At 61.8% G+C, this 20662-nt stretch carries 18 protein-coding genes; 11 read left to right on the plus strand and 7 right to left on the minus strand.

Translation table 11 applies throughout. The features are described from left to right. The first annotated feature begins 36 nt into the window (after window positions 1-36). Window positions 37-2880, plus strand: coding sequence for an aminomethyl-transferring glycine dehydrogenase (gcvP, locus tag ABM428_RS03600; protein WP_243251167.1), 2844 nt, complete (start codon window positions 37-39; stop codon window positions 2878-2880). A gap of 66 nt (window positions 2881-2946) precedes the next feature. Here gcvP and ABM428_RS03605 read toward each other — a convergent pair whose 3' ends face one another. Genes ABM428_RS03605 through ABM428_RS03615 form a run of 3 tightly spaced genes read right to left on the minus strand, consistent with a single transcriptional unit; the run spans window position 2947 to window position 7064 of the window. Further along, window positions 2947-3822: an inositol monophosphatase gene (locus ABM428_RS03605; RefSeq protein WP_353628180.1), complete on the minus strand. Its 876-nt coding sequence runs from the start codon at window positions 3820-3822 to the stop codon at window positions 2947-2949. 33 nt (window positions 3823-3855) lie between these two features. Then, entirely contained in the window at window positions 3856-6384 is a 2529-nt protein-coding gene (locus ABM428_RS03610) for an FtsX-like permease family protein (protein ID WP_353628181.1), read from the minus strand. After that, on the minus strand, window positions 6381-7064 hold the full coding sequence (locus tag ABM428_RS03615) for an ATP-binding cassette domain-containing protein (protein WP_353628182.1): 684 nt from the start codon (window positions 7062-7064) through the stop codon (window positions 6381-6383). Before ABM428_RS03615 ends, ABM428_RS03610 begins: the two co-directional genes overlap by 4 nt. 48 nt (window positions 7065-7112) lie before the next feature. Here ABM428_RS03615 and ABM428_RS03620 point away from each other — a divergent pair, with 48 nt between their 5' ends. Next, window positions 7113-7763: an arylesterase gene (locus tag ABM428_RS03620; RefSeq protein ID WP_037964913.1), complete on the plus strand. Its 651-nt coding sequence runs from the start codon at window positions 7113-7115 to the stop codon at window positions 7761-7763. A gap of 66 nt (window positions 7764-7829) precedes the next feature. Here the strand turns inward: ABM428_RS03620 and ABM428_RS03625 are convergent, their stop codons facing one another. Then, window positions 7830-8036 carry a cold-shock protein gene (locus ABM428_RS03625; protein ID WP_005851368.1) on the minus strand — a complete coding sequence of 69 codons (207 nt, stop codon included), beginning with the start codon at window positions 8034-8036 and terminating at the stop codon, window positions 7830-7832. Window positions 8037-8320: 284 nt separating this feature from the next. Here ABM428_RS03625 and ABM428_RS03630 point away from each other — a divergent pair, with 284 nt between their 5' ends. Together ABM428_RS03630 and preA are read left to right on the plus strand one after the other, a co-directional pair. Next, window positions 8321-9643: an NAD(P)-dependent oxidoreductase gene (locus tag ABM428_RS03630; protein WP_132997558.1), complete on the plus strand. Its 1323-nt coding sequence runs from the start codon at window positions 8321-8323 to the stop codon at window positions 9641-9643. A gap of 20 nt (window positions 9644-9663) precedes the next feature. Beyond that, entirely contained in the window at window positions 9664-10968 is a 1305-nt protein-coding gene (preA, locus tag ABM428_RS03635) for an NAD-dependent dihydropyrimidine dehydrogenase subunit PreA (protein ID WP_005851372.1), read from the plus strand. Window positions 10969-10983: 15 nt separating this feature from the next. On the opposite strand, the gene ABM428_RS03640 is transcribed toward preA, so the two are convergent. Next, window positions 10984-11619: a TetR family transcriptional regulator C-terminal domain-containing protein gene (locus tag ABM428_RS03640; RefSeq protein WP_009825997.1), complete on the minus strand. Its 636-nt coding sequence runs from the start codon at window positions 11617-11619 to the stop codon at window positions 10984-10986. Window positions 11620-11788: 169 nt separating this feature from the next. On the opposite strand from ABM428_RS03640, the gene ABM428_RS03645 reads away from it, so the two are divergent. The 6 genes from ABM428_RS03645 (at window position 11789) to ABM428_RS03670 (ending at window position 18291) form a co-directional block, all read left to right on the plus strand. After that, on the plus strand, window positions 11789-13039 hold the full coding sequence (locus tag ABM428_RS03645; protein WP_132997560.1) for a Zn-dependent hydrolase: 1251 nt from the start codon (window positions 11789-11791) through the stop codon (window positions 13037-13039). A 93-nt stretch (window positions 13040-13132) separates the two neighbouring features. Further along, window positions 13133-14593, plus strand: coding sequence for a dihydropyrimidinase (hydA, locus tag ABM428_RS03650; RefSeq protein ID WP_037943194.1), 1461 nt, complete (start codon window positions 13133-13135; stop codon window positions 14591-14593). A gap of 106 nt (window positions 14594-14699) precedes the next feature. Beyond that, a complete protein-coding gene (locus ABM428_RS03655) occupies window positions 14700-15482 on the plus strand; it encodes an ABC transporter ATP-binding protein (RefSeq protein WP_005851381.1) in 783 nt (260 codons plus the stop codon). 69 nt (window positions 15483-15551) lie between these two features. Next, window positions 15552-16418: an ABC transporter permease gene (locus ABM428_RS03660; RefSeq protein ID WP_064216378.1), complete on the plus strand. Its 867-nt coding sequence runs from the start codon at window positions 15552-15554 to the stop codon at window positions 16416-16418. Further along, entirely contained in the window at window positions 16415-17254 is an 840-nt protein-coding gene (locus ABM428_RS03665; RefSeq protein WP_037943197.1) for an ABC transporter permease, read from the plus strand. Before ABM428_RS03660 ends, ABM428_RS03665 begins: the two co-directional genes overlap by 4 nt. Before the next feature lie 47 nt (window positions 17255-17301). Then, entirely contained in the window at window positions 17302-18291 is a 990-nt protein-coding gene (locus tag ABM428_RS03670) for an ABC transporter substrate-binding protein (RefSeq protein WP_005851387.1), read from the plus strand. Window positions 18292-18393: 102 nt separating this feature from the next. Here ABM428_RS03670 and ABM428_RS03675 read toward each other — a convergent pair whose 3' ends face one another. Then, window positions 18394-18945 (minus strand): L,D-transpeptidase, encoded by a 552-nt coding sequence (locus ABM428_RS03675; RefSeq protein ID WP_005851389.1) that lies wholly within the window; start codon window positions 18943-18945, stop codon window positions 18394-18396. A 136-nt stretch (window positions 18946-19081) separates the two neighbouring features. After that, window positions 19082-19288: a cold-shock protein gene (locus ABM428_RS03680; RefSeq protein WP_005851393.1), complete on the minus strand. Its 207-nt coding sequence runs from the start codon at window positions 19286-19288 to the stop codon at window positions 19082-19084. A gap of 395 nt (window positions 19289-19683) precedes the next feature. Between ABM428_RS03680 and ABM428_RS03685 the strand changes: the two genes are divergently transcribed. Next, on the plus strand, window positions 19684-20643 hold the full coding sequence (locus ABM428_RS03685; protein ID WP_005851395.1) for a two-component system response regulator: 960 nt from the start codon (window positions 19684-19686) through the stop codon (window positions 20641-20643). The last annotated feature ends 19 nt before the right edge of the window (window positions 20644-20662 follow it).

Here is a 20662-nt window from a genome sequence, read left to right on the forward strand (position 1 = left end):
GGATTTTTATACCATTTGGAAGAGGGGCCCCGCGCCATGGTTTTCAAACCGACCGAATATTTGCCGTATGATTTTGCCAATCGCAGACATATCGGGCCGTCCCCGGCAGAGATGTCGGACATGTTGAAAACCGTCGGCGCACAAAGCCTTGGCGCGTTGATCGATGACACGATGCCCGCGCAGATCCGCCAGAAAGAGCCGCTGGATTTCGGCAAGCCCATGTCAGAGCGCGAAGTGCTGGAATACATGCGCGTGGTGGCGGGCAAGAATAAGGTGCTCACCTCGCTGATCGGGCAGGGCTATCACGGCACGGTGACGCCGCCTGCGATCCAGCGCAATATTTTTGAAAACCCCGCATGGTACACGGCCTACACCCCCTACCAGCCCGAGATCAGCCAAGGGCGTCTTGAGGCATTGCTGAACTTCCAGACCATGGTCAGCGATCTGACCGGGCTTGAGGTCGCCAATGCGTCACTGCTGGACGAGGCGACGGCCTGTGCCGAGGCGATGACCATGGCGATGCGCCTGTCGAAATCGAAGGCCAAGGCGTTCTTTGTCGACCGCGATTGCCACCCCCAGAACATCGCCGTGATCCAGACCCGCGCAGCCCCGCTGGATATCGAGGTGATCATCGGCGACCCTGACAAGATGGACGCGAGCGCTGTCTTCGGGGCGCTGTTCCAGTACCCTGGCACCTACGGCCATGTGCGCGACTTTACCGACCATATGGCCGCGCTGCATGAGGCCGGTGCCTTGGGCGTCGTCTCGGCCGATCCGATGGCGCTGACGCTGTTGAAAGAGCCCGGTGCCATGGGGGCCGATATCGCCGTCGGGTCCACCCAGCGGTTTGGCGTGCCCGAAGGCTATGGCGGCCCGCATGCGGCCTATATGGCATGCAAGGATGCCTATAAGCGCGCAATGCCGGGGCGGATTGTGGGTGTCTCGATTGATGCGCACGGCAACCGCGCCTACCGTCTGTCCCTGCAGACCCGCGAGCAGCACATCCGCCGCGAAAAGGCGACCTCCAACGTGTGCACGGCGCAGGCTTTGCTGGCGGTGATGGCGTCCATGTATGCGGTGTTCCACGGGCCCGAGGGGCTGAAGGCTATCGCGCAGCGCATCCATCGCAAGGCGGTGCGTCTGGCGAACGGGCTGGAGGAGGCCGGCTTTAAGGTCGATCCCAAATCCTTCTTCGACACGGTGACGGTTGATGTCGGCCCCTTGCAGGCCGCAGTCATGAAATCCGCGGTGGACGAAGGCATCAACCTGCGCCGCGTCGGTGAAACACGTGTCGGCATCACGCTGGACGAACGTACAGTGCCCGAGACGATCGAAGCCGTCTGGCGCGCCTTTGGCATCCGCCGCAGCGACGAGAAATTCGAGGCGCAGTATCGGTTCCCCGATGATATGCTACGTGAGAGCGCCTATCTCACCCATCCGATCTTCCACATGAACCGCGCCGAGACCGAGATGATGCGCTACATGCGCCGTCTGGCCGACCGTGATCTGGCGCTGGACCGCGCGATGATCCCGCTGGGGTCGTGCACGATGAAGCTGAACTCGGCTGCGGAGATGATGCCCGTTAGCTGGCGCGAGTTCTCGATGATCCACCCGTTTGTGCCGCAGGATCAGGCGCTTGGCTATAAGCATATGATCGACGACCTGTCGGCCAAGCTTTGTGACATCACCGGGTATGACGCGATTTCCATGCAGCCGAATTCTGGCGCGCAGGGGGAATATGCCGGCCTTCTGGCGATTGCGTCTTATCACCGTGCCAACGGGCAGGGGCATCGCAACATCTGCCTGATCCCCATGTCGGCCCATGGCACCAACCCCGCCAGCGCCAATATGGTCGGCTGGAAGGTGGTCGTGATCAAGACGGCGGCCAATGGTGACATCGACTTGGATGACTTCCGCGCCAAGGCGGAAAAGCACAGCGAGAACCTTGCCGGTTGCATGATCACCTATCCCTCGACCCACGGCGTATTCGAGGAAACCGTGACCGAGGTGACCAAGATCACCCATGATCACGGTGGGCAGGTCTATATCGACGGGGCGAATATGAACGCGATGGTCGGTCTGGCGCGTCCGGGCGATGTGGGCGGTGATGTCAGCCACCTGAACCTGCACAAGACCTTCTGCATCCCGCATGGGGGCGGCGGTCCCGGCATGGGGCCGATTGGCGTGAAATCACATCTCATCCCCCATGTGCCCGGCCATCCGAACGGCGGTGAGGGTGCCGTTTCGGCGGCACCCTACGGGTCGCCATCGTTGCTGCCGATCTCGTGGTCGTACTGCTTGATGATGGGCGGTGACGGGCTGACGCAGGCGACGCGGGTGGCGATCCTGAACGCCAACTACATTGCCAAGCGGCTCGAAGGGGCGTTCGAGGTGCTGTACAAGGGGCCGACGGGACGTGTCGCCCATGAATGCATCTTTGACGTGCGCCCGTTCGAGGATAGCGCAGGCGTGACGGTGGATGACATCGCGAAACGTCTGATCGACGCCGGCTTCCATGCGCCGACGATGAGCTTCCCTGTCGCAGGCACGCTGATGGTGGAACCGACCGAGTCGGAAACCAAGGCCGAGCTGGACCGTTTCTGCGACGCGATGCTCGCGATCCGTGACGAGATCCGCGCAATCGAGAACGGCGATATGCCGCGCGAGAACAACGCACTCAAGAACGCGCCGCACACGGTCGAGGATCTGGTTGGCGAGTGGGATCGTCCCTACACGCGCGAGCAGGGCTGCTTCCCCCCCGGCGCGTTCCGCGTCGACAAATACTGGCCTCCGGTCAACCGTGTCGACAACGTGCATGGTGACCGCAACCTGATCTGCACTTGCCCCCCGATGGAGGAATACGCAGAGGCGGCTGAGTAAGCTGTTCCCTATATATGTGATCGAACGGGCGCGGGGGAAACCTCGCGCCCGTTTTGCATTGCGGGCTCAGTCGTCGGCGAGGAAGGCAAAGACCTTGCGCAGGCGGTTCCATGTCGTTTTGTCCGGTGCCACTAGAATATGCCCTGTGCGCAGCGTCGCGTCATAGGGGCCGCCCGACAGCATCTCGACATGGGCACCGGCTTGGGTGCAGATCAACGCGCCGGCAGCGTGGTCCCAAGGGTGCAGCGTCCCGCTGAGCACGAAATCGGCGTGCCCCTGGGCGACGGTGCGGTATTCATGCGCCGAGCAACGAAGCGAGTTTACCTTGGCAAAGCTGGGCAGGGTGGCCGCGACTTTGACCCGCAGCTCTTTGCTGAAGTTCCCCAGCGGGACGAAACCGCTGAGGTCCTCAATCTGTTTGCCCATGCTGACCCGCAGCGGGCGCGACTGCCCAAGGGCGCGTTCAAAGCGCGGGGGGCTGGTGTCGTCGCTGATCACCCAGTCGTCATTGACCGGGTCATAGATGACGCCGAAGGCCGGTTTGCCAAAGCGCGTGACCGCAAGGATCGTGCCGAAGGTGGACAGCCCGTGGGCGAAATTCGATGTGCCGTCGATGGGATCAAGGATAAAGGCCAGCGGGGCGTTGGCGATCTTGTCCTGCAGGGCGGGGTCGGCCGATACCGCCTCTTCGCCGATGATCAGCGCCTCCGGATAGGCCGTGGCGAGGGCGCGGGTGATCATTGCCTCGGCAGCCAGATCGGCAGCGGTCACCAGATCATGGGGGCCGGATTTGGTGTCGATGTCAGCGGGGGCGAGGTTGCGGAAACGCGGCAGCACCTCGGCCCGTGCGGCACGGCGCAGGACATTCACCACATGCGTTTGCTGGGCTGCCGTCAGAACGGGTGGCAGGGGGGCGGGCAGTGTCTGGGTGGTCTGCGTCATTGTTGTATCCCTCTTTCGGTCTATCGGTTCCATCTATTCGCGGGCGCGCAGCACCTGTGCGGGTCTGGCGTTCAAGGCTTTGATCGCAAAGCCAAGCGACGCAAGGATCGACGCCAGCGCGCCCCCAGTGACGATCAGCAGCGCCGAAGGCCATACCACGGCAAAGCTGGTGTCCATCACAAAGCGGCTCACGGCCCATCCGCCCAAGATACCTGCCAGCAGGGCAACGGCACCGGCGAAGAGCCCCAGCAGAGCGGCACGCATCAGAAAGCTGGCGGCGATGCTGCGGCGCGAGGCCCCCAGGGTTTTCAGCAAGGCGGCTTCATAGCGACGGGCATCCGCCCCGGCGGCGGCTGCCCCGATCAATACCAGAAAGCCGGTCAGAAGAGTAGCCGCCGCGCCGTAGGATGTCGCCGCAGCCAACCCGCTAAGCACCGCCGCTACGCGGTCGATTGCATCGCGCACGCGGATCGCGGTGATGTTGGGATAGGCGGTGGCCAGATCGCGCAGGATCGGTGCCTCGGCCTCTGCATCGGCGTAGACGGTCGAGATATAGGTATGCGGCGCGCCGGTCAGGGCGGCGGGGTTCATGGTCAGGATAAACCCGATCCCCGCGGTCGAGAAGTCGACCTCTTGGAAGCTGGCGATGGTGCCGGTGATGTCGCGCCCCAGCACGTTGATGGTCAGCGTATCGCCAAGCTCTAACCCGATCTCCTCGGCCTCTTCGGCGGCAAAGCTAATGAGCGGCGGGCCTGCGTAATCAGGCGCCCACCATTCGCCCGCGGTGATCACCGTGTCGTCGTCGGGGGCCTCGGCATAGGTCAGCCCGCGGTCGCCGCGCACCACCCAGTGATCGCCCGCGACCTCTTTGGCGGGCCTGCCGTTGATCTGGGTCACGACGCCGCGCAGCATCGGCGCGCTGTCGATGCGCCGCACCGCGGGGTCGTCTGTCAGCCGTTTGGTATAGCCGTCGATCTGGTCTTTCTGGATGTCGACAAAGAAATACGACGGGGCCACATCGGGCAGGTTGCCCGAGATCGCCTGCCGTAGGTTGCCGTCGATCTGCCCCACGGCGGCCAGCACCGACAGGCCGAGCCCCAGCGAGAGCACCACGGCCCCGGCACCTTCGCCACTGCCACCAATCGCGGCCAGGGCCCAACGCAGCCGCGGTCGCCCGCGTGCCAGAACCGCGGCGCGTTGTGCGAGGAACCGCACCAGCAGCGCCGCCAGCGTGAGGATCCCGAGCGCGCCTGCGATGCCGCCCAATGTCCAGAGCGTCAGCCACCAACTGCCATTGAACCACCCCGCCAGCGCGACCAGCAGCGCCACAGTCATCACGATAATCGCCACATAGCGCGGTGCCGGAAAACGCGCGGCCCCGTCCCATGCGTCGCGAAACAGGGTTGCCGCGCGGATGTTCTCGCTGCGGGCCAGTGGCCACAGCGTGAAGGCAAAGGCGGTCAGCAACCCGTAAATCGCTGCCTCGGCCAAGGGTGCCGGATAGATCGCAAAGGCCGCAGGGATCGGCAGCCGCGCAGAGATCAACGGCGCAAAGACCAGCGGGGCCACGGCCCCAAGCACCACGCCGATGGCGACCCCCAGAAGCGATAGGGCACCGATCTGCATGAAATATGTCTGGAAGATCGTCGCGCGGTCTGCCCCTAGCGCGCGGAGCACGGCGATGACTTCGGTCTTGCCGGTGAGGTAAGATCGCACCGCAGCCGATACGCCCACGCCGCCCACAGCCAGACCGGATAGGCCCACAAGGATCAGAAACGCCGTCAACCGTTCGACAAAGCGCGACACCCCCGGTGCCCCGTTGCGCGCATCGGTCCAGCGCATCCCGTTGTTTTCAAACCGCGTACGGGCGGCAGAGCGCAGTTGATCAAGGTCGGTATCGGCAGGCAGCAGCATCCGGTATTTGGAGTTGAACAGCGTCCCTTCCGCCAGCAGGCCGGCCCCGTCCAGCGCCTCGGTCCGGAGCAGGGTGCGGGGCCCAAGGGCAAAGCCGCTGGCGGCGCTGTCGGGTTCGCGCGCGATCAGGGCGGAGAGGCGGAATTCCTTGATGCCAAGCTTGAAGGTGTCGCCGGGGGACAGGCCCAGACGGTCGGACAAGGCGCGCTCCATCACCGCGCCGGACAGGCCGTTTTCCAGCCCGAGCGCCTGCTCCAGCGGCATCGCCGGTTCCAGCACCATCTCGCCCACCAGCGGATAAAGATCATCGACCGCTTTCACCTGCGTCAGCGCACGGTCAGCGGCGGCCCCGTCACCCGCGACAGCCATGGACCGGAACTCGACAACCTCAGACACAGCGCTGGCTTGGCTCTCGATCCAGTCGCGTTCGGCATCGGTGGCGAAACGATAGGTGAAATCAATCTCGGCCGCGCCACCAAGCAGGGCCGCACCTTCGCGCTGCAAGCCACCCTCGATCGCAGAGCGGACAGAGCCGACGGCAGCAATTGCCGCGACGCCAAGGGCGAGGCAGGCCAGAAACAGACGGAAACCCCGCAGCCCCCCGCGCATCTCGCGGCGGGCAAAGCGGCCGGCCAGACGCAGGCTCATGCGCCCGTCCCGCTGACGATCCGCCCGTCGGTCAGGGTGACGATCCGATCACAGCGCGCGGCCAATTCATCGGCGTGGGTCACCAACACCAAAGTCGCACCATGTTTTTCGCGCAGATCGAACAACAACTCCATGATCGCGGCACCATTGGTACTGTCGAGGTTCCCTGTCGGTTCATCCGCCAACAGGATCGACGGACGCGGGGCAGAGGCGCGGGCCAATGCGACCCGCTGCTGTTCGCCGCCCGACATCTGCGCGGGATAGTGGTTGAGCCGGTGCCCCAGACCCACCGCGTGCAATTCCGCCTCGGCCCGGTCAAAGGCGTCCGCGACGCCGTTCAGTTCCAGCGGGGTAGCGACGTTTTCCAGCGCGGTCATGGTGGGGATGAGGTGGAAGGACTGGAACACGATGCCCATCCGCCCGCGGCGAAATTTGGCCAGCCCATCTTCGGACAGGGTGCTCAGGTCTTCGCCCAAGGCGCGCACCGATCCGCCGGTCACACGCTCCAGCCCGCCCATGACCATCAGCAACGACGACTTGCCCGACCCCGACGGGCCGGTAAAGGCGACCGTCTCTCCTTGTGCGACGTCCAGGGTGATCCCATGTAGGATGTCGACCTTTCCGGCGTTGCCATTCAGTTTCAGGGATGCATCTTGAAGCTGGAACACCGGGTCGGTCATAGGGCTGCCTTTTGAAATACGGTCCCTGTTGGATATGGAGGTTCGACCATGATGCGCAAGGTTACGACGGCACTTGTTCTGGTATTATCAGGCCCCGCACTGGCGGAACCGCTTGTTATTGCAGCATTGGGCGACAGTCTGACGCAGGGCTACGGCCTGCCCGCCGAGGACGGGTTCGTGCCACAGTTGCAAAACTGGCTGGATCAGAACGGTGCGGATGTGACGGTGATCAACGCAGGCGTGTCGGGTGACACGACCGCTGGCGGGTTGGCGCGGGTCGCCTGGACCATGACGCCCGAGGTCGATGGCATGATTGTGACCTTAGGCGGGAATGACCTGTTGCGCGGGATCGACCCCGCGGTCAGCCGCGCCAATCTGGATGGAATCATGAAGGCCGCCCAAGACGCCGAGGTAGAAGTGCTGCTGGTCGGCATGACCGCGCCGGGCAACTTTGGCCCCGACTATAAAACCGCCTTTGACAGCATTTATCCCGATCTGGCCGCGCAATATGACGCGAGCCTGATGGGCAGCTTCTTTGACGGCCTGTCCGACAATGGCGAGACGCCCGATCTGGCGCAGGCACGCGGGTTTTTCCAGGCCGACGGGGTGCATCCGAACGCGCAAGGCGTCACGAGAATCGTTGATGCTTTGGGCCCGAAAGTGCTGACTCTGATCGATCAGATCAACGAAAACGAGTAGTTTTGCACAAAAAACGGGCACCGAAGCGCCCGTCGTCAAAAATATTATGAACCGGTTTTGGGCCGGTTAGGCCAATGCGATATTCGCGGCGCTTTCGCGGCCATCACGGCCCGCTTCTACGTCGAATGTCACCTTCTGGTTGTCGGCAAGCCCGGTCAGGCCAGCGCGTTCAACCGCCGAGATGTGAACAAAGATATCTTTGCCGCCACCATCAGGCGCGATAAAGCCGTATCCCTTTGTGGTATTGAACCATTTTACGGTGCCAGTCGCCATGCCCCGTTTCTCCTCGTGTTTGTCCTGCCCACATTATGCGGCAGCGTGGCTCGGTCAGAACTTGATCGCACCAGCGCCGGAGGGCTGAGGGGTCGAAAGTCTTTCGCGTCGCACCTCTGACTTTGGCGCCAAATAGGACAAAATCAAGAGTTTTTGCCCTGAAACGCGTAACCGGCGGGCATTTGCGCAAGAAATTTCACAGTTATGAAATAATTTTACCAGTTGATAAAAAAATCATTCCGTGGGAGCGTTTCAGCATAAATAGTGACAGCAGGGATAAAAGAATGTCGCAGAAAATCTTTGAACCGGGGGTGGCTGCCGGACGGCTGGACGCCGACGCCTATGCCGCGCAGTTTTCCGATTTGCACCCGCCACTGGATGTGCACGAAGCGCTTGTCGCGGCGGACCGATGCTACTTCTGTCACGACGCGCCGTGCATCACGGCCTGCCCGACGGATATCGATATTCCGCTCTTCATTCGGCAGATCGCCACGGGCACACCGGATGCCGCCGCCAAAACGATCCTGAGCCAGAATATCATGGGCGGCATGTGCGCCCGCGTTTGTCCGACCGAACAGCTTTGTGAACAGGCCTGTGTGCGCGAAGTGGCCGAGGGCAAGCCCGTCAAGATCGGCGAGCTTCAACGCTATGCCACCGACCATCTGCAAGCACAGGGCGCACATCCGTTTGAACGCGCGGCCTTGACGGGCAAGCGCGTGGCCGTTGTCGGTGCAGGTCCGGCGGGGCTGTCTTGTGCGCACCGTTTGGCGATGATGGGGCATGATGTCACCGTTTTTGACGCGCGGCCCAAGCCCGGTGGTCTGAACGAATACGGGATCGCCACCTACAAGACGCCCGACGGCTTCGCGCAGGCCGAAGTGGACTGGCTGCTCAAGATCGGCGGCATCACCGTGCAGAACAACGCAGCCCTTGGGGCGGCGATGACGCTGGACAGTTTGCGGGCCGACTATGACGCCGTGTTCCTTGGTATGGGTCTTGGCGGTGTGAACGCCTTGGGGGCCGAGGGCGAGGATAAGACCGGCGTGCTGGATGCGGTCGATTTTATCTCTCACCTGCGTCAGGCGAGCGATGTGGCTGCGGTCCCGATCGGTCGTGACGTGGTGGTGATCGGCGGCGGGATGACCGCGATCGATGCCGCCATTCAGGCGAAACTGCTGGGCGCGCTCAATGTGACGCTGGTCTATCGTCGCGGGCGCGACCGGATGAACGCCAGCGTGTTCGAACAGGATCTTGCGGCCTCCAAAGGCGTGCGGATCGTGACCCATGCCACGCCGGTCGCCGTGATCGGCAACGGTGCGGTGCGCGAGATCGAATTCGAATATGTCGACGACCAGATGCAGGGCACGGGCCAAACCCTGCGCCTCGCTGCGGATCAAGTGTTCAAGGCCATCGGCCAGACCCTTCAAGGTGACGCGCTGCCCACGCTGGAGGCGCGCAAGATCAAGGTGGACGGCACCGGACGCACCAGTGTCGACGGGGTCTGGGCCGGTGGTGATTGTGCGAGCGGCGGCGATGACCTGACCGTGACCGCTGTCGCCGAAGGACGCGACGCGGCGATGGACATTCACATGGTATTGATGGGCTAAGCCCCTACAGGAGAACGCAAATGGCTGATCTAAGAAGCGACTTCGTGGGCATCAAAAGCCCCAACCCGTTCTGGCTGGCATCCGCGCCACCCACGGACAAGGAATACAACGTCCGCCGCGCCTACGAGGCAGGCTGGGGCGGTGTCGTGTGGAAGACCCTCGGCATGGAGGGCCCGCCCGTGGTTAACGTCAATGGCCCGCGTTATGGCGCGATCTGGGGCGCGGACCGGCGGCTGCTGGGGCTCAATAACATCGAGCTGATCACCGATCGCCCGCTGGAGGTGAACCTGCGCGAGATGAAAGCGGTGAAACGGGATTACCCTGACCGCGCGCTGATCGCGTCAATCATGGTCCCGTGCGAGGAGGAGGCGTGGAAAGCGATCCTGCCGCATGTGGAGGAAACCGGTGCCGACGGGATCGAGCTGAACTTCGGCTGCCCGCATGGCATGGCCGAGCGCGGCATGGGATCTGCTGTGGGGCAGGTGCCGGAATACATTGAAATGGTCACCCGCTGGTGCAAGCAATACACGCGCATGCCGGTGATCGTGAAGCTGACGCCGAACATCACGAATGTGCTCTACCCCGCCGAGGCCGCCAAACGCGGCGGCGCGGATGCGGTGAGCCTGATCAACACGATCAACTCCATCACCTCGGTTGATCTGGACCTGTTCGCGCCGGAGCCGATGATCGACGGGAAAGGCACCCACGGCGGCTATTGCGGGCCGGCGGTAAAGCCGATTGCCTTGAACATGGTGGCGGAAATCGCGCGCAACCCCGAGACGGCAGATATGCCGATTAGCGGCATCGGCGGCGTGACCACATGGCGCGACGCGGCAGAGTTTCTGGCCCTTGGCGCGGGCAATGTGCAGGTCTGCACGGCGGCGATGACCTATGGTTTCAAGGTTGTGCAAGAGATGATCTCGGGCCTGTCGGAATATATGGACGACAAGGGGATGACTTCGGTCGATCAACTCGTGCGCCGTGCGGTGCCGAATGTGACCGACTGGAACCAGCTGAACCTGAACTATGTCGCCAAGGCGAAGATCGATCAGGATCTGTGTATCTCCTGCGGGCGCTGCTTTGCCGCCTGCGAAGACACCTCGCATCAGGCGATTGCCATGTCCGAAGATCGCACCTTCAGCGTGATCGACGACGAATGCGTCGCCTGCAACCTCTGCGTCAATGTTTGCCCGGTCGAGGATTGTATCTCGATGGTGGAGCTGGCCCCCGGCACCACGGACCCGCGCACGGGCAAGCCCGTCGATCCGAATTACGCCAACTGGACGACGCACCCCAACAACCCCTCCGCCACAGCGGCCGAGTGACCCTTGCCCCCGCCGCTACTGTTGAGGCGCGGCAGGGGTCAACAACGTCGAGAACATCAGTCGCAGATGGTCCGACGCCTGCTGGTGCTGATCGGCATCGCCGTCCAGCAGCAGCGCGACTTGCGGCGCGAAATCGGCATAGTGTTGCGTGGTCGACCAGATCGAGAAAATCAGATGGCGCGGGTCCATTCGCGCGATCTTTCCCGCCGCCATCCAATCGGAAATAACGGCGCATTTCTCGTCGAACAGCGGTTTCAGATCGCTTTGCAAACGCGGCTCCATATGGGGCGCACCGCGTAAAATTTCACCAGCAAACAAGCGGCTTTCACGGGGCAGATCCCGCGCCATATCCAGTTTGCGCTGCACATAATCCAACAGCTCTGTGCGCGGGTCACCGTCGGCGTCCAACTCGACCAAAGGGTCGAGCCATGTCTCCATCAACTGGCTCAGCAGGGTGGTGTGGATTTCTTCCTTCCCGCTGAAATAATACAATATATTCGGTTTGCTCAGCCCTGCCTCGCTGGCGATCTGATCCAGCGTGGCCCCGCGAAACCCGTAGGTCGAAAACACATCAAGCGCCGCATCCAGGATCACACGGCGGTTGCGCCTTTGGATTCGGCTGGGCTTTTTCTTGGCGGTTGTCTCGGGCATGGCGCGTCCCCTTTCGGTGTAAGTGCCTGAAAATGCGGCACCCCACTTCGGACGGGTGGTCCTATGGGAAAGCATTTCTTGACAGACTTAACCCTAGCCGCAATCGTGGATTTACCAAATGGTAAAAATTTACGCCTTGCACAAGGTAGAAAACGCAAAGGAAACCGCTATGGCCGCGCCCGGTGAAAACCTGAAGATCAACCCGGATCGTTTGTGGGACAGTCTGATGGAGATGGCCAAGATCGGCCCCGGTGTGGCGGGGGGCAACAACCGCCAGACGCTGACCGACGAAGACGCCGAAGGTCGCGCCCTGTTCCAGAAATGGTGCGAGGAGGCGGGCTGCACCATGGGTCTTGATACGATGGGCAACATGTTCGCGCAGCGCGATGGCACCGACCCCGATGCGCTGCCGGTCTACGTCGGGTCGCATCTGGATACGCAGCCCACAGGCGGCAAGTATGACGGCGTGCTGGGTGTGCTGGGCGGGCTGGAACTGCTGCGCACGATGAACGATCTGGGGATCAAGACGAAACACCCCGTGGTCGTGACCAACTGGACCAACGAAGAGGGCACCCGCTATGCCCCCGCGATGCTGTCGTCTGGCGTTTTTGCCGGCATCCACACGCAGGAATGGGCCTATGCCAAGACCGATGCCGAGGGCTTGCGCTTTGGCGACGAGCTCAAGCGGATCGGCTGGCAGGGCGACGAAGAGGTCGGCGCGCGCAAGATGCATGCGTTTTTCGAGCTGCACATCGAACAGGGCCCGATCCTGGAGGCCGAAGGCAAGGACATCGGCGTCGTGACCCACGGGCAGGGGCTGTCGTGGACCCAAGTCACCGTGACCGGCAAGGATGCGCATACCGGATCAACGCCGATGCCGATGCGCAAGAATGCGGGGCTTGGCATGGCGCGTATGCTTGAAGCGGTGGACCAGATCGCATGGTCTCACGCGCCGCATGCGGTTGGTGCCGCGGGGCATATCGAGGTTTATCCGAACTCGCGCAACGTGATCCCGGGGCAGGTGATCTTTACCGTCGATTTCCGGTCGCCCGATCTGAGCGTGATCGAGGATATGGAAAAGCGCCTGCGCGTCGAGGGTCAGAAGATCGCCGATGACATGGGGCTAGAGGTCGCTTTTGAAAAGGTCGGTGGTTTTGATCCTGTCGCCTTTGACGAAGGCTGCGTCTCGGCCATCCGCTCCGCGGCAGAGCGGTTGGGGTATAGCCATATGGACGTCATCTCGGGGGCGGGTCACGATGCCTGCTGGATCAACGGGGTGGCCCCGACCGCGATGGTCATGTGCCCCTGCGTGGATGGGCTGAGCCATAACGAGGCCGAAGAGACCACCAAGGAATGGGCCAAGGCCGGTGCCGATGTTTTGCTGCATGCGGTGCTGGAAACGGCAGAGATTGTGGGCTGAACCCGTCGGGGGCCTGAGCGGGCACGGCCTGGGGGCCAGCCCCCAGGCCCCCGGGATTTGGACCATTTGGAAGACAGATAGGGGAGAGGACAGATGAGCAAGGTTATCAAGGGCGGCATGGTCTGCACGGCGGATCGCACCTGGAAAGCAGACGTGTTGATCGAGGGCGAGATCATCAAGCAGATCGGTGAGGATCTGGTGGGCGACGAATATATCGACGCCGAAGGGGCCTATGTCATCCCCGGCGGGATCGATCCCCATACCCATCTGGAGATGCCCTTTATGGGCACCACAGCGGCCGAGACATTCGAGACAGGCACCTGGGCCGCGGCCGTGGGGGGGACCACGATGATCGTCGATTTCTGTCTGCCGGGGGCGGACGGGTCGATCAAGAACGCGATCAACGAATGGCACCGCAAATCCGCGCCGCAGATCTGTTCGGATGTCGGCTATCACATGGCGATCACCGGCTGGAACGAGAATGTCTTTGACGAGATGAAAGACGCCGTCGACATGGGGGTGAATTCGTTCAAACACTTTATGGCCTATAAAGGGGCCTTGATGGTCGAGGATGACGAGATGTTCGCGTCCTTCCAGCGCTGTGCCGAACTGGGGGCGCTGCCGATGGTCCATGCCGAGAACGGCGATCTGGTCGCGGCCTTGCAGGAGAAGTATTTCAATCAGGGGATCACGGGGCCGGAGGGGCATGCCTATTCCCGCCCGCCCGAACTGGAGGGCGAGGCCGCCAACCGCGCGATCACCATTGCCGATGCCGCCGGTGTGCCGCTTTACATCGTGCATGTCTCGTGCGAGCAGACCCACGAAGCGATCCGCCGTGCGCGGCAAAAGGGGATGCGGGTCTACGGCGAGCCGCTGATCCAGTTCCTGACCCTGGACGAGAGCGAGTATTTCAACAAAGATTGGGACCATGCCGCACGCCGTGTCATGTCGCCGCCCTTCCGGTCCAAGGACCATCAGGACAGTCTATGGGCGGGCTTGCAGTCGGGGTCGTTGCAGGTGGTTGCCACGGATCACGCTGCGTTTTCGACCGAGCAGAAACGCGCGGGCCGCGATGATTTCCGCATCATCCCCAACGGGTCCAACGGGTTGGAGGAACGTCTGGCGGTGCTCTGGACCGAAGGGGTCGAAACGGGCCGTCTGACGCCGAATGAATTCGTCGCTGCCACCTCGACCAATGTGGCGAAGATTCTGAATATCTATCCGCGCAAAGGCGCGATTGTCGAAGGGGCCGACGCGGATATCGTGGTGTGGGACCCCAAGATCAGCAAGACGATTTCGACTGCGAACCACCACTCCATTCTGGATTACAACGTCTTTGAAGGCTTCGAGGTCAAGGCACAGGCGCGCTATACCTTAAGCCGTGGTGAGGTCATCTGGGCCTGGGGGCAGAACTCGCAGCCCAACCCCGGACGCGGGCGCTTTGTGCCGCGGCCTGCTTTCCCGTCGGCCAACCTTGCGCTGAGCAAGTGGAAAGAGTTGACTGCGCCGAAACTGATCAAACGCGATCCGCTGAACATCCCTGCGGGGATCTGAACGCGGGACTATCAACGCAGCGCGGCGGTTGCGCCGCGCTGCCCTGAAGAAGAAAGAGGCCAGCATAGATGCGAGCACGTTGTACGGCAGAAGAGGGACGCAGCTTATGAGCACCGCGCCCGTGATCTCGGCCCAGAACCTATCCCTGACATTTGAAACCAACGACGGCCCTGTGCATGCGCTGAAAGACGTGTCGCTTGATATCGAGAAAGGCGATTTCGTCAGCTTTATCGGGCCGTCGGGCTGCGGCAAGACGACGTTCCTGCGCTGTATGGCGGACCTGGAGCAGCCCACGGGGGGCGAGATCACGGTGAATGGCGTCAGTGCTGCCGAGGCACGGCGGGCGCGGGCCTATGGCTATGTGTTTCAGGCGGCGGGGCTTTATCCCTGGCGGACGATTGGCGGCAATATCCGGCTGCCGCTTGAGATCATGGGGTATTCCAAGGCGGATCAGGCGGCGCGGGTTCGCCAAGTGTTGGAGCTGGTGGAGCTGGCAGGGTTCGAGCGCAAGTTCCCTTGGCAGCTGTCGGGGGGCATGCAGCAACGGGCCTCGATCGCGCGGGCGCTGGCGTTTGATGCGGATATCTTGCTGATGGATGAACCCTTTGGCGCGCTGGACGAGATCGTGCGCGACCATTTGAATGAACAGCTGTTGCGCCTGTGGGCGCGCACACAAAAGACCATCGCTTTTGTCACCCACTCGATCCCGGAGGCGGTGTATCTGAGCACCAAGATCGTGGTGATGAGCCCGCGCCCCGGGCGGATTGCAGATGTCATCGACAGCCCTTTGCCGAAAGAGCGCCCCCTGGACATTCGCGAAACGCCCGAGTTTCTGGAGATCGCGCATCGGGTGCGGGAAGGATTGCGGGCGGGGCATGCGGATGATTGATCGCGCGCCTGCTGCCGCCCGGCCCTTCGGGGAGGATTTTCGGACCATCTGGAAGCAGGGGGCCGCGCGATGAGGTCGAGCTTCTTGCCTGTCCTGACTGTGGTCGGGGTCTTGTTTGCGCTGTGGTATGCGGCGGCGGTCTGGCTGAATTCGGACTGGACCTATGACAAGGCCACACGGTCGGGCGAGACGGTGACCGCCACGTCTTTGGTTGCGGATACCTGGGCGCAGAAAAAGCCAAAACTGCCCGCGCCGCATCAGGTCGCGTCAGAGATCTGGGACACGACGGTGATGAAGAAAGTCACGTCGAAGCGGTCCTTGGTCTATCATTCCTGGATCACGCTCAGCGCCACCCTGCTGGGCTTTGGCATGGGCACCTTGCTGGGCGTCTTGCTGGCGGTGGGGATCGTGTTCAACCGGGTGATGGATATGTCGGTGATGCCTTGGGTGATCGCCAGCCAGACCATTCCCATTCTGGCGATTGCGCCGATGATCATCGTGGTTCTGAACGCCGTGGGCGTGTCGGGGCTGCTGCCGAAAGCGATGATCAGCATGTATCTGTCGTTCTTCCCCGTCGTTGTCGGCATGGTGAAAGGGTTGCGCAGCCCTGATCAGATGCAGCTGGACCAGATGCGCACCTGGCATGCCAGTGCGGGCCAGACCTTCTGGAAGCTGCGGTTGCCTGCGTCGATGCCGTATTTCTTTACCTCGCTCAAGATCGCGATGGCTGCGTCACTGGTGGGGGCCATCATTGGTGAGCTGCCAACGGGTGCCGTGGCGGGTCTGGGGGCGCGGTTGTTGGCTGGCAGCTACTATGGTCAGACGATCCAGATCTGGAGCGCGTTGATCATGGCGGCGGCCCTGGCGGCGTTGCTGGTGGGGATCATCGGCTTGATCCAGCGTGTGACATTGAAACGGATGGGGATGGCGCGATGATCTGGCTGGTTTTTGCCGCAGTGGCCTGGGCCTTTGGCATGTGGGTCAACATCCGGTTGGCGCGATTGCGGCCGGCCCGCTGGGTGTCCCTTGCAGCGCCCTTGGTTTTTGGCGCGACGCTGATCGCTGTCTGGGAAGGCATTGTGCGCGGGCTCGAGATTTCGCAGGTCTTGCTGCCTGCACCGTCGCTGATTGCCCTGCGGCTGGTGTCATCGCTTGATATCCTTTGGGTGGATTTCGTGCAGACCGTGCTGAAGGGCGCGTTGTCGGGCTATGTGCTGGGCTGTGGTGCGGCCTTTTTGATCGCCGTTGCGATTGACCGTTTCCCCTTCTTGCAACGGGGGCTTTTGCCGGTAGGGAACTTTGTGGCCGCGCTGCCGGTGATCGGGATGGCCCCGATTCTGGTGATGTGGTTCGGCTTTGACTGGCAGTCCAAGGCCGCCGTGGTCGTGGTCATGGTGTTCTTTCCGATGCTGGTGAACACGGTGCAGGGCTTGCAAGCCACCGACGCCATGCAGCGCGATCTGATGCGGACCTATGCGGCCAGCTATTGGGCGACGCTGTTCAAGCTGCGCTTGCCTGCCGCGATGCCTTTCGTGTTCAATGGGCTGAAGATCGGCACGACCCTTGCCTTGATCGGGGCGATTGTTGCTGAATTTTTCGGCTCTCCTGTGCGGGGGATGGGGTTTCGGATCTCTACCTCGGTGGGCCAGCTTGCGCTTGATCTGGTCTGGGCCGAGATTGTTGTCGCGGCGATTGCCGGGTCCGCATTCTACGGCGCGATGTCATTGTTTGAACGGCGGGTGACCTTTTGGCACCCGAGCCAGCGGAACTAACGCGGAACTAACCAAGACGACCAACCAACCAAGAGGGAGATATAAAAATGAAAAAACTATCAACATATGTCGCCGGGGCCGCTGTGGGCCTGATGGGGACCATGGCCCAAGCGGCGGATGATGTGACGCTTCAGCTGAAGTGGGTCACGCAGGCGCAGTTCGCGGGCTATTATGTGGCGCAGGACAAAGGGTTCTATGACGAAGAAGATCTAAACGTCACGATCAAGCCGGGCGGTCCAGACATTGCGCCGACACAGGTGCTGGCCGGTGGTGGTGCCGATGTCGCCGTTGAATGGATGCCCGCCGCATTGGCCGCGCGCGAGAAGGGTCTGCCGATGGTGAACATCGCGCAGCCGTTCAAATCCTCGGGCATGATGCTGACCTGCCGCAAGGATGCCGGGATCGAGACCACGGATGACTTCAAGGGCAAGACGTTGGGCGTCTGGTTTTTTGGCAATGAATTCCCCTTTCTCAGCTGGATGAGCAAGCTTGAGCTGCCCACCGAAGGCGGTGAGGATGGTGTGACCGTGCTGAAACAAGGCTTTAACGTGGATCCGCTGCTGCAAAATCAGGCCGCCTGCGTGTCGACCATGACCTATAATGAATACTGGCAGGTGATCGACGCAGGTCTGACGCCGGATGATCTGAACGTGTTCAAATACGAAGAGCAGGGCGTTGCCACATTGGAAGACGGGCTTTACGCGCTGGAAGAGAACCTTGCCGATCCGGCGTTCGAGGACAAGATGGTGCGCTTTGTGCGGGCCTCTATGAAGGGCTGGAAATACGCCGAGGAAAATCCCGATGAAGCGGCGGAAATCGTGTTGGACAACGATGCCTCCGGTGCGCAAACCGAAGAGCATCAGAAACGCATGATGGGCGAAGTGGCCAAGCTGACCGCAGGCAGCAACGGCGCGCTGGACGAGGCGGATTACGAGCGGACCGTGCAATCGCTGCTGTCCGGTGGGTCGGACCCCGTGATCACGGTAGAGCCGTCGGGCGCATGGACCCATGCGATCACCGACAAAGCCTTGAACTAAGGCGCGCTGAACTAAGGGGACATGTCCCCGACACAGTGCAGGAATACGAAGGGGCTGGCAGCGATGCCAGCCCCTTTTGCGTGGTGGGTAACGTCAGCGGCGTTAAAGCACCGTGACCTTGGTGCCGATGGGCACACGTTGGTACAGGTCTTTGACGTGTTCGTTCAGCATGCGGATACACCCGTTCGAGACAGAGCGCCCGATGCTGCTGGGTTGGGTGGTGCCGTGGATGCGGAAATACGTATCGCGGCCATTCTGGAACAGATAGAGCGCGCGCGCCCCCAGCGGATTGGACGGGCCACCGGGTTGCGCGTCGGTATTGCCGATGAACCGCGCATAGGTCTTGGGCTCTCGTTCGATCATCTCGTCAGTGGGGCGCCAGGTGGGCCATTCCTTTTTGACGTCGATCGTCGCGGTGCCGGTAAACTCCAGCCCCGCCTTGCCGACGCCCACGCCGTATCGCATGGCCTGACCGGGTGCGGTCACCAGATACAGGTAGTGGCTGCGGGGCAGGATCAGCAGCTCGCCCACGGCATATTGTGGCTTGATCGACACCATTTGCGGCGTGGGGTCATAGGCGGCACCCGCGGCAAACAGCGCGTGGGGAAAGGCGAGGGCGGCCAAAGAACCTGCGATAAACTGACGGCGGCGCATGGGGGCTCCTTTAGGATGTGATGACGGTATTTTGCCCCTTGGGTTGTGTTTGGCAACCCTGAGGACATAAAAAAACCGGCTGTCCCGTGAGGGTCAGCCGGCAAATTCATCCTGCGGGCCTAAGGCCCTGCATGGCTTATGCCAGTGCGATGTTCGACGCGGATTCGCGGCCGTCACGGCCAGCTTCGATGTCGAATGTCACTTTCTGGTTGTCGGCCAGACCGGTCAGGCCTGCGCGCTCAACAGCGGAGATGTGTACGAATACATCTTTGCTGCCGCCATCGGGTGCGATAAAGCCGAAGCCTTTTGTTGTGTTGAACCATTTTACGGTGCCAGTGGCCATATCCGTAGTCTCCTCTAGTATGCCATCCGCGTCGTGCGATGGCTTGGCGTTGTCGGTCTGGATCGAAGTCTGAACGCCGTATGAGGGAGACAGTTGGTCGAAAAAGAATAACGTTAGCCATTCGGATATGGCAGGTCGTGGGGATTCGCGCAAGGGGCTGTCAATGGGCCTTGAAAAACAGGCCGATCCTTGCTGATTCCGGCACATTTGCGCCTTATTCTTCGGAGAGGCAAGGTGAAACCCTAACGCGCATTGGCAGAGGCAGCGGGACAAAGGGTTAACGGATTGGCCGAAATTGCCTAACTGCTGACAGATTTATCTGCGATTTTGCTCCGAGCCATAAGAGAATTTAACCAGTCCCCCTTCTGCCGACACGACAACGAGTGAGCCACCGTATGAAAATCCTAGCCGTAGATGACGATCCCACCATTCTTGACCTGTTGCGCGACTGTCTGACGCCGTCGCTGGGGTTCGATCTGGTCTGTGCGGACTCGGCCGAGGATGGGTTGGCCAAGATCGACGAACACGGGGCAAGCTTTGACTGCTTCTTGCTGGATATCATGCTGCCTGGCGTTGACGGGATCACCCTATGTGACGACATCCGCAATATGCAGGCCTATAAAAGTGCGCCGATCATCATGATCACCGGCAGCCGGAAACATGATCTGATGGACACCGCCTTCCGCGCCGGGGCGACGGATTTCATCTTCAAGCCCTTGAACGGGATCGAATTGGGCGCGCGTATCAACATGGCGGGCATGCTCAGCGACAGCCTGCGGCGTGAACGCGAGGCCGCGCATACGCTGGCGGAGCTGTCGGGCCTGATGAAGGTACGGGTCGAGGAAAGCTTTGATCTGAACGTTGTCGGCGTCGACGATCTGCACGGGTTCGAAAACCACATGCTGCGTCTGCCCGAAGGCTGCTATGCCATGAGCCTTTTCGCGGTCAAACTCCCGCAGATCCGCAATATCTTCGAGGCCGCAAGCCCGGCTGAGTTCTGTCGCCAGATGGGCTTGGTCGCGCAGGCCACGGTCGCGGCGCTGGCCCATGAGAAATGCTTTATGGGCTATGCGGGCGAGGGGATTATCGTGGGCACCGTGATGGGCCGCCACCGGATCAAGCCCGAAGAGATACAGAAAGACATCGAAGACATCCTGTCCCATGATGGCACCGCCGCACGTATCGGCGGTGATTTCAGCGCCGATGTCACGGTCAAGCTGGTGTCGAACCAGCGGCTGTGGTCGGGGCTGTCTGCCTGCAACACGTTGCGCGATTTTCTGGGCCGTGAAACCGTGCCCGACAGCACCAGCACCGACCGCACCGATGGCTATGCCGAGCTGGCCGACGGGCTGTAACGGGAAACCCGAGCCGCGT

Origin of the sequence: Sulfitobacter sp. TCYB15 (assembly GCF_040435955.1) — a bacterium.
Lineage (GTDB): Bacteria > Pseudomonadota > Alphaproteobacteria > Rhodobacterales > Rhodobacteraceae > Sulfitobacter > Sulfitobacter pontiacus.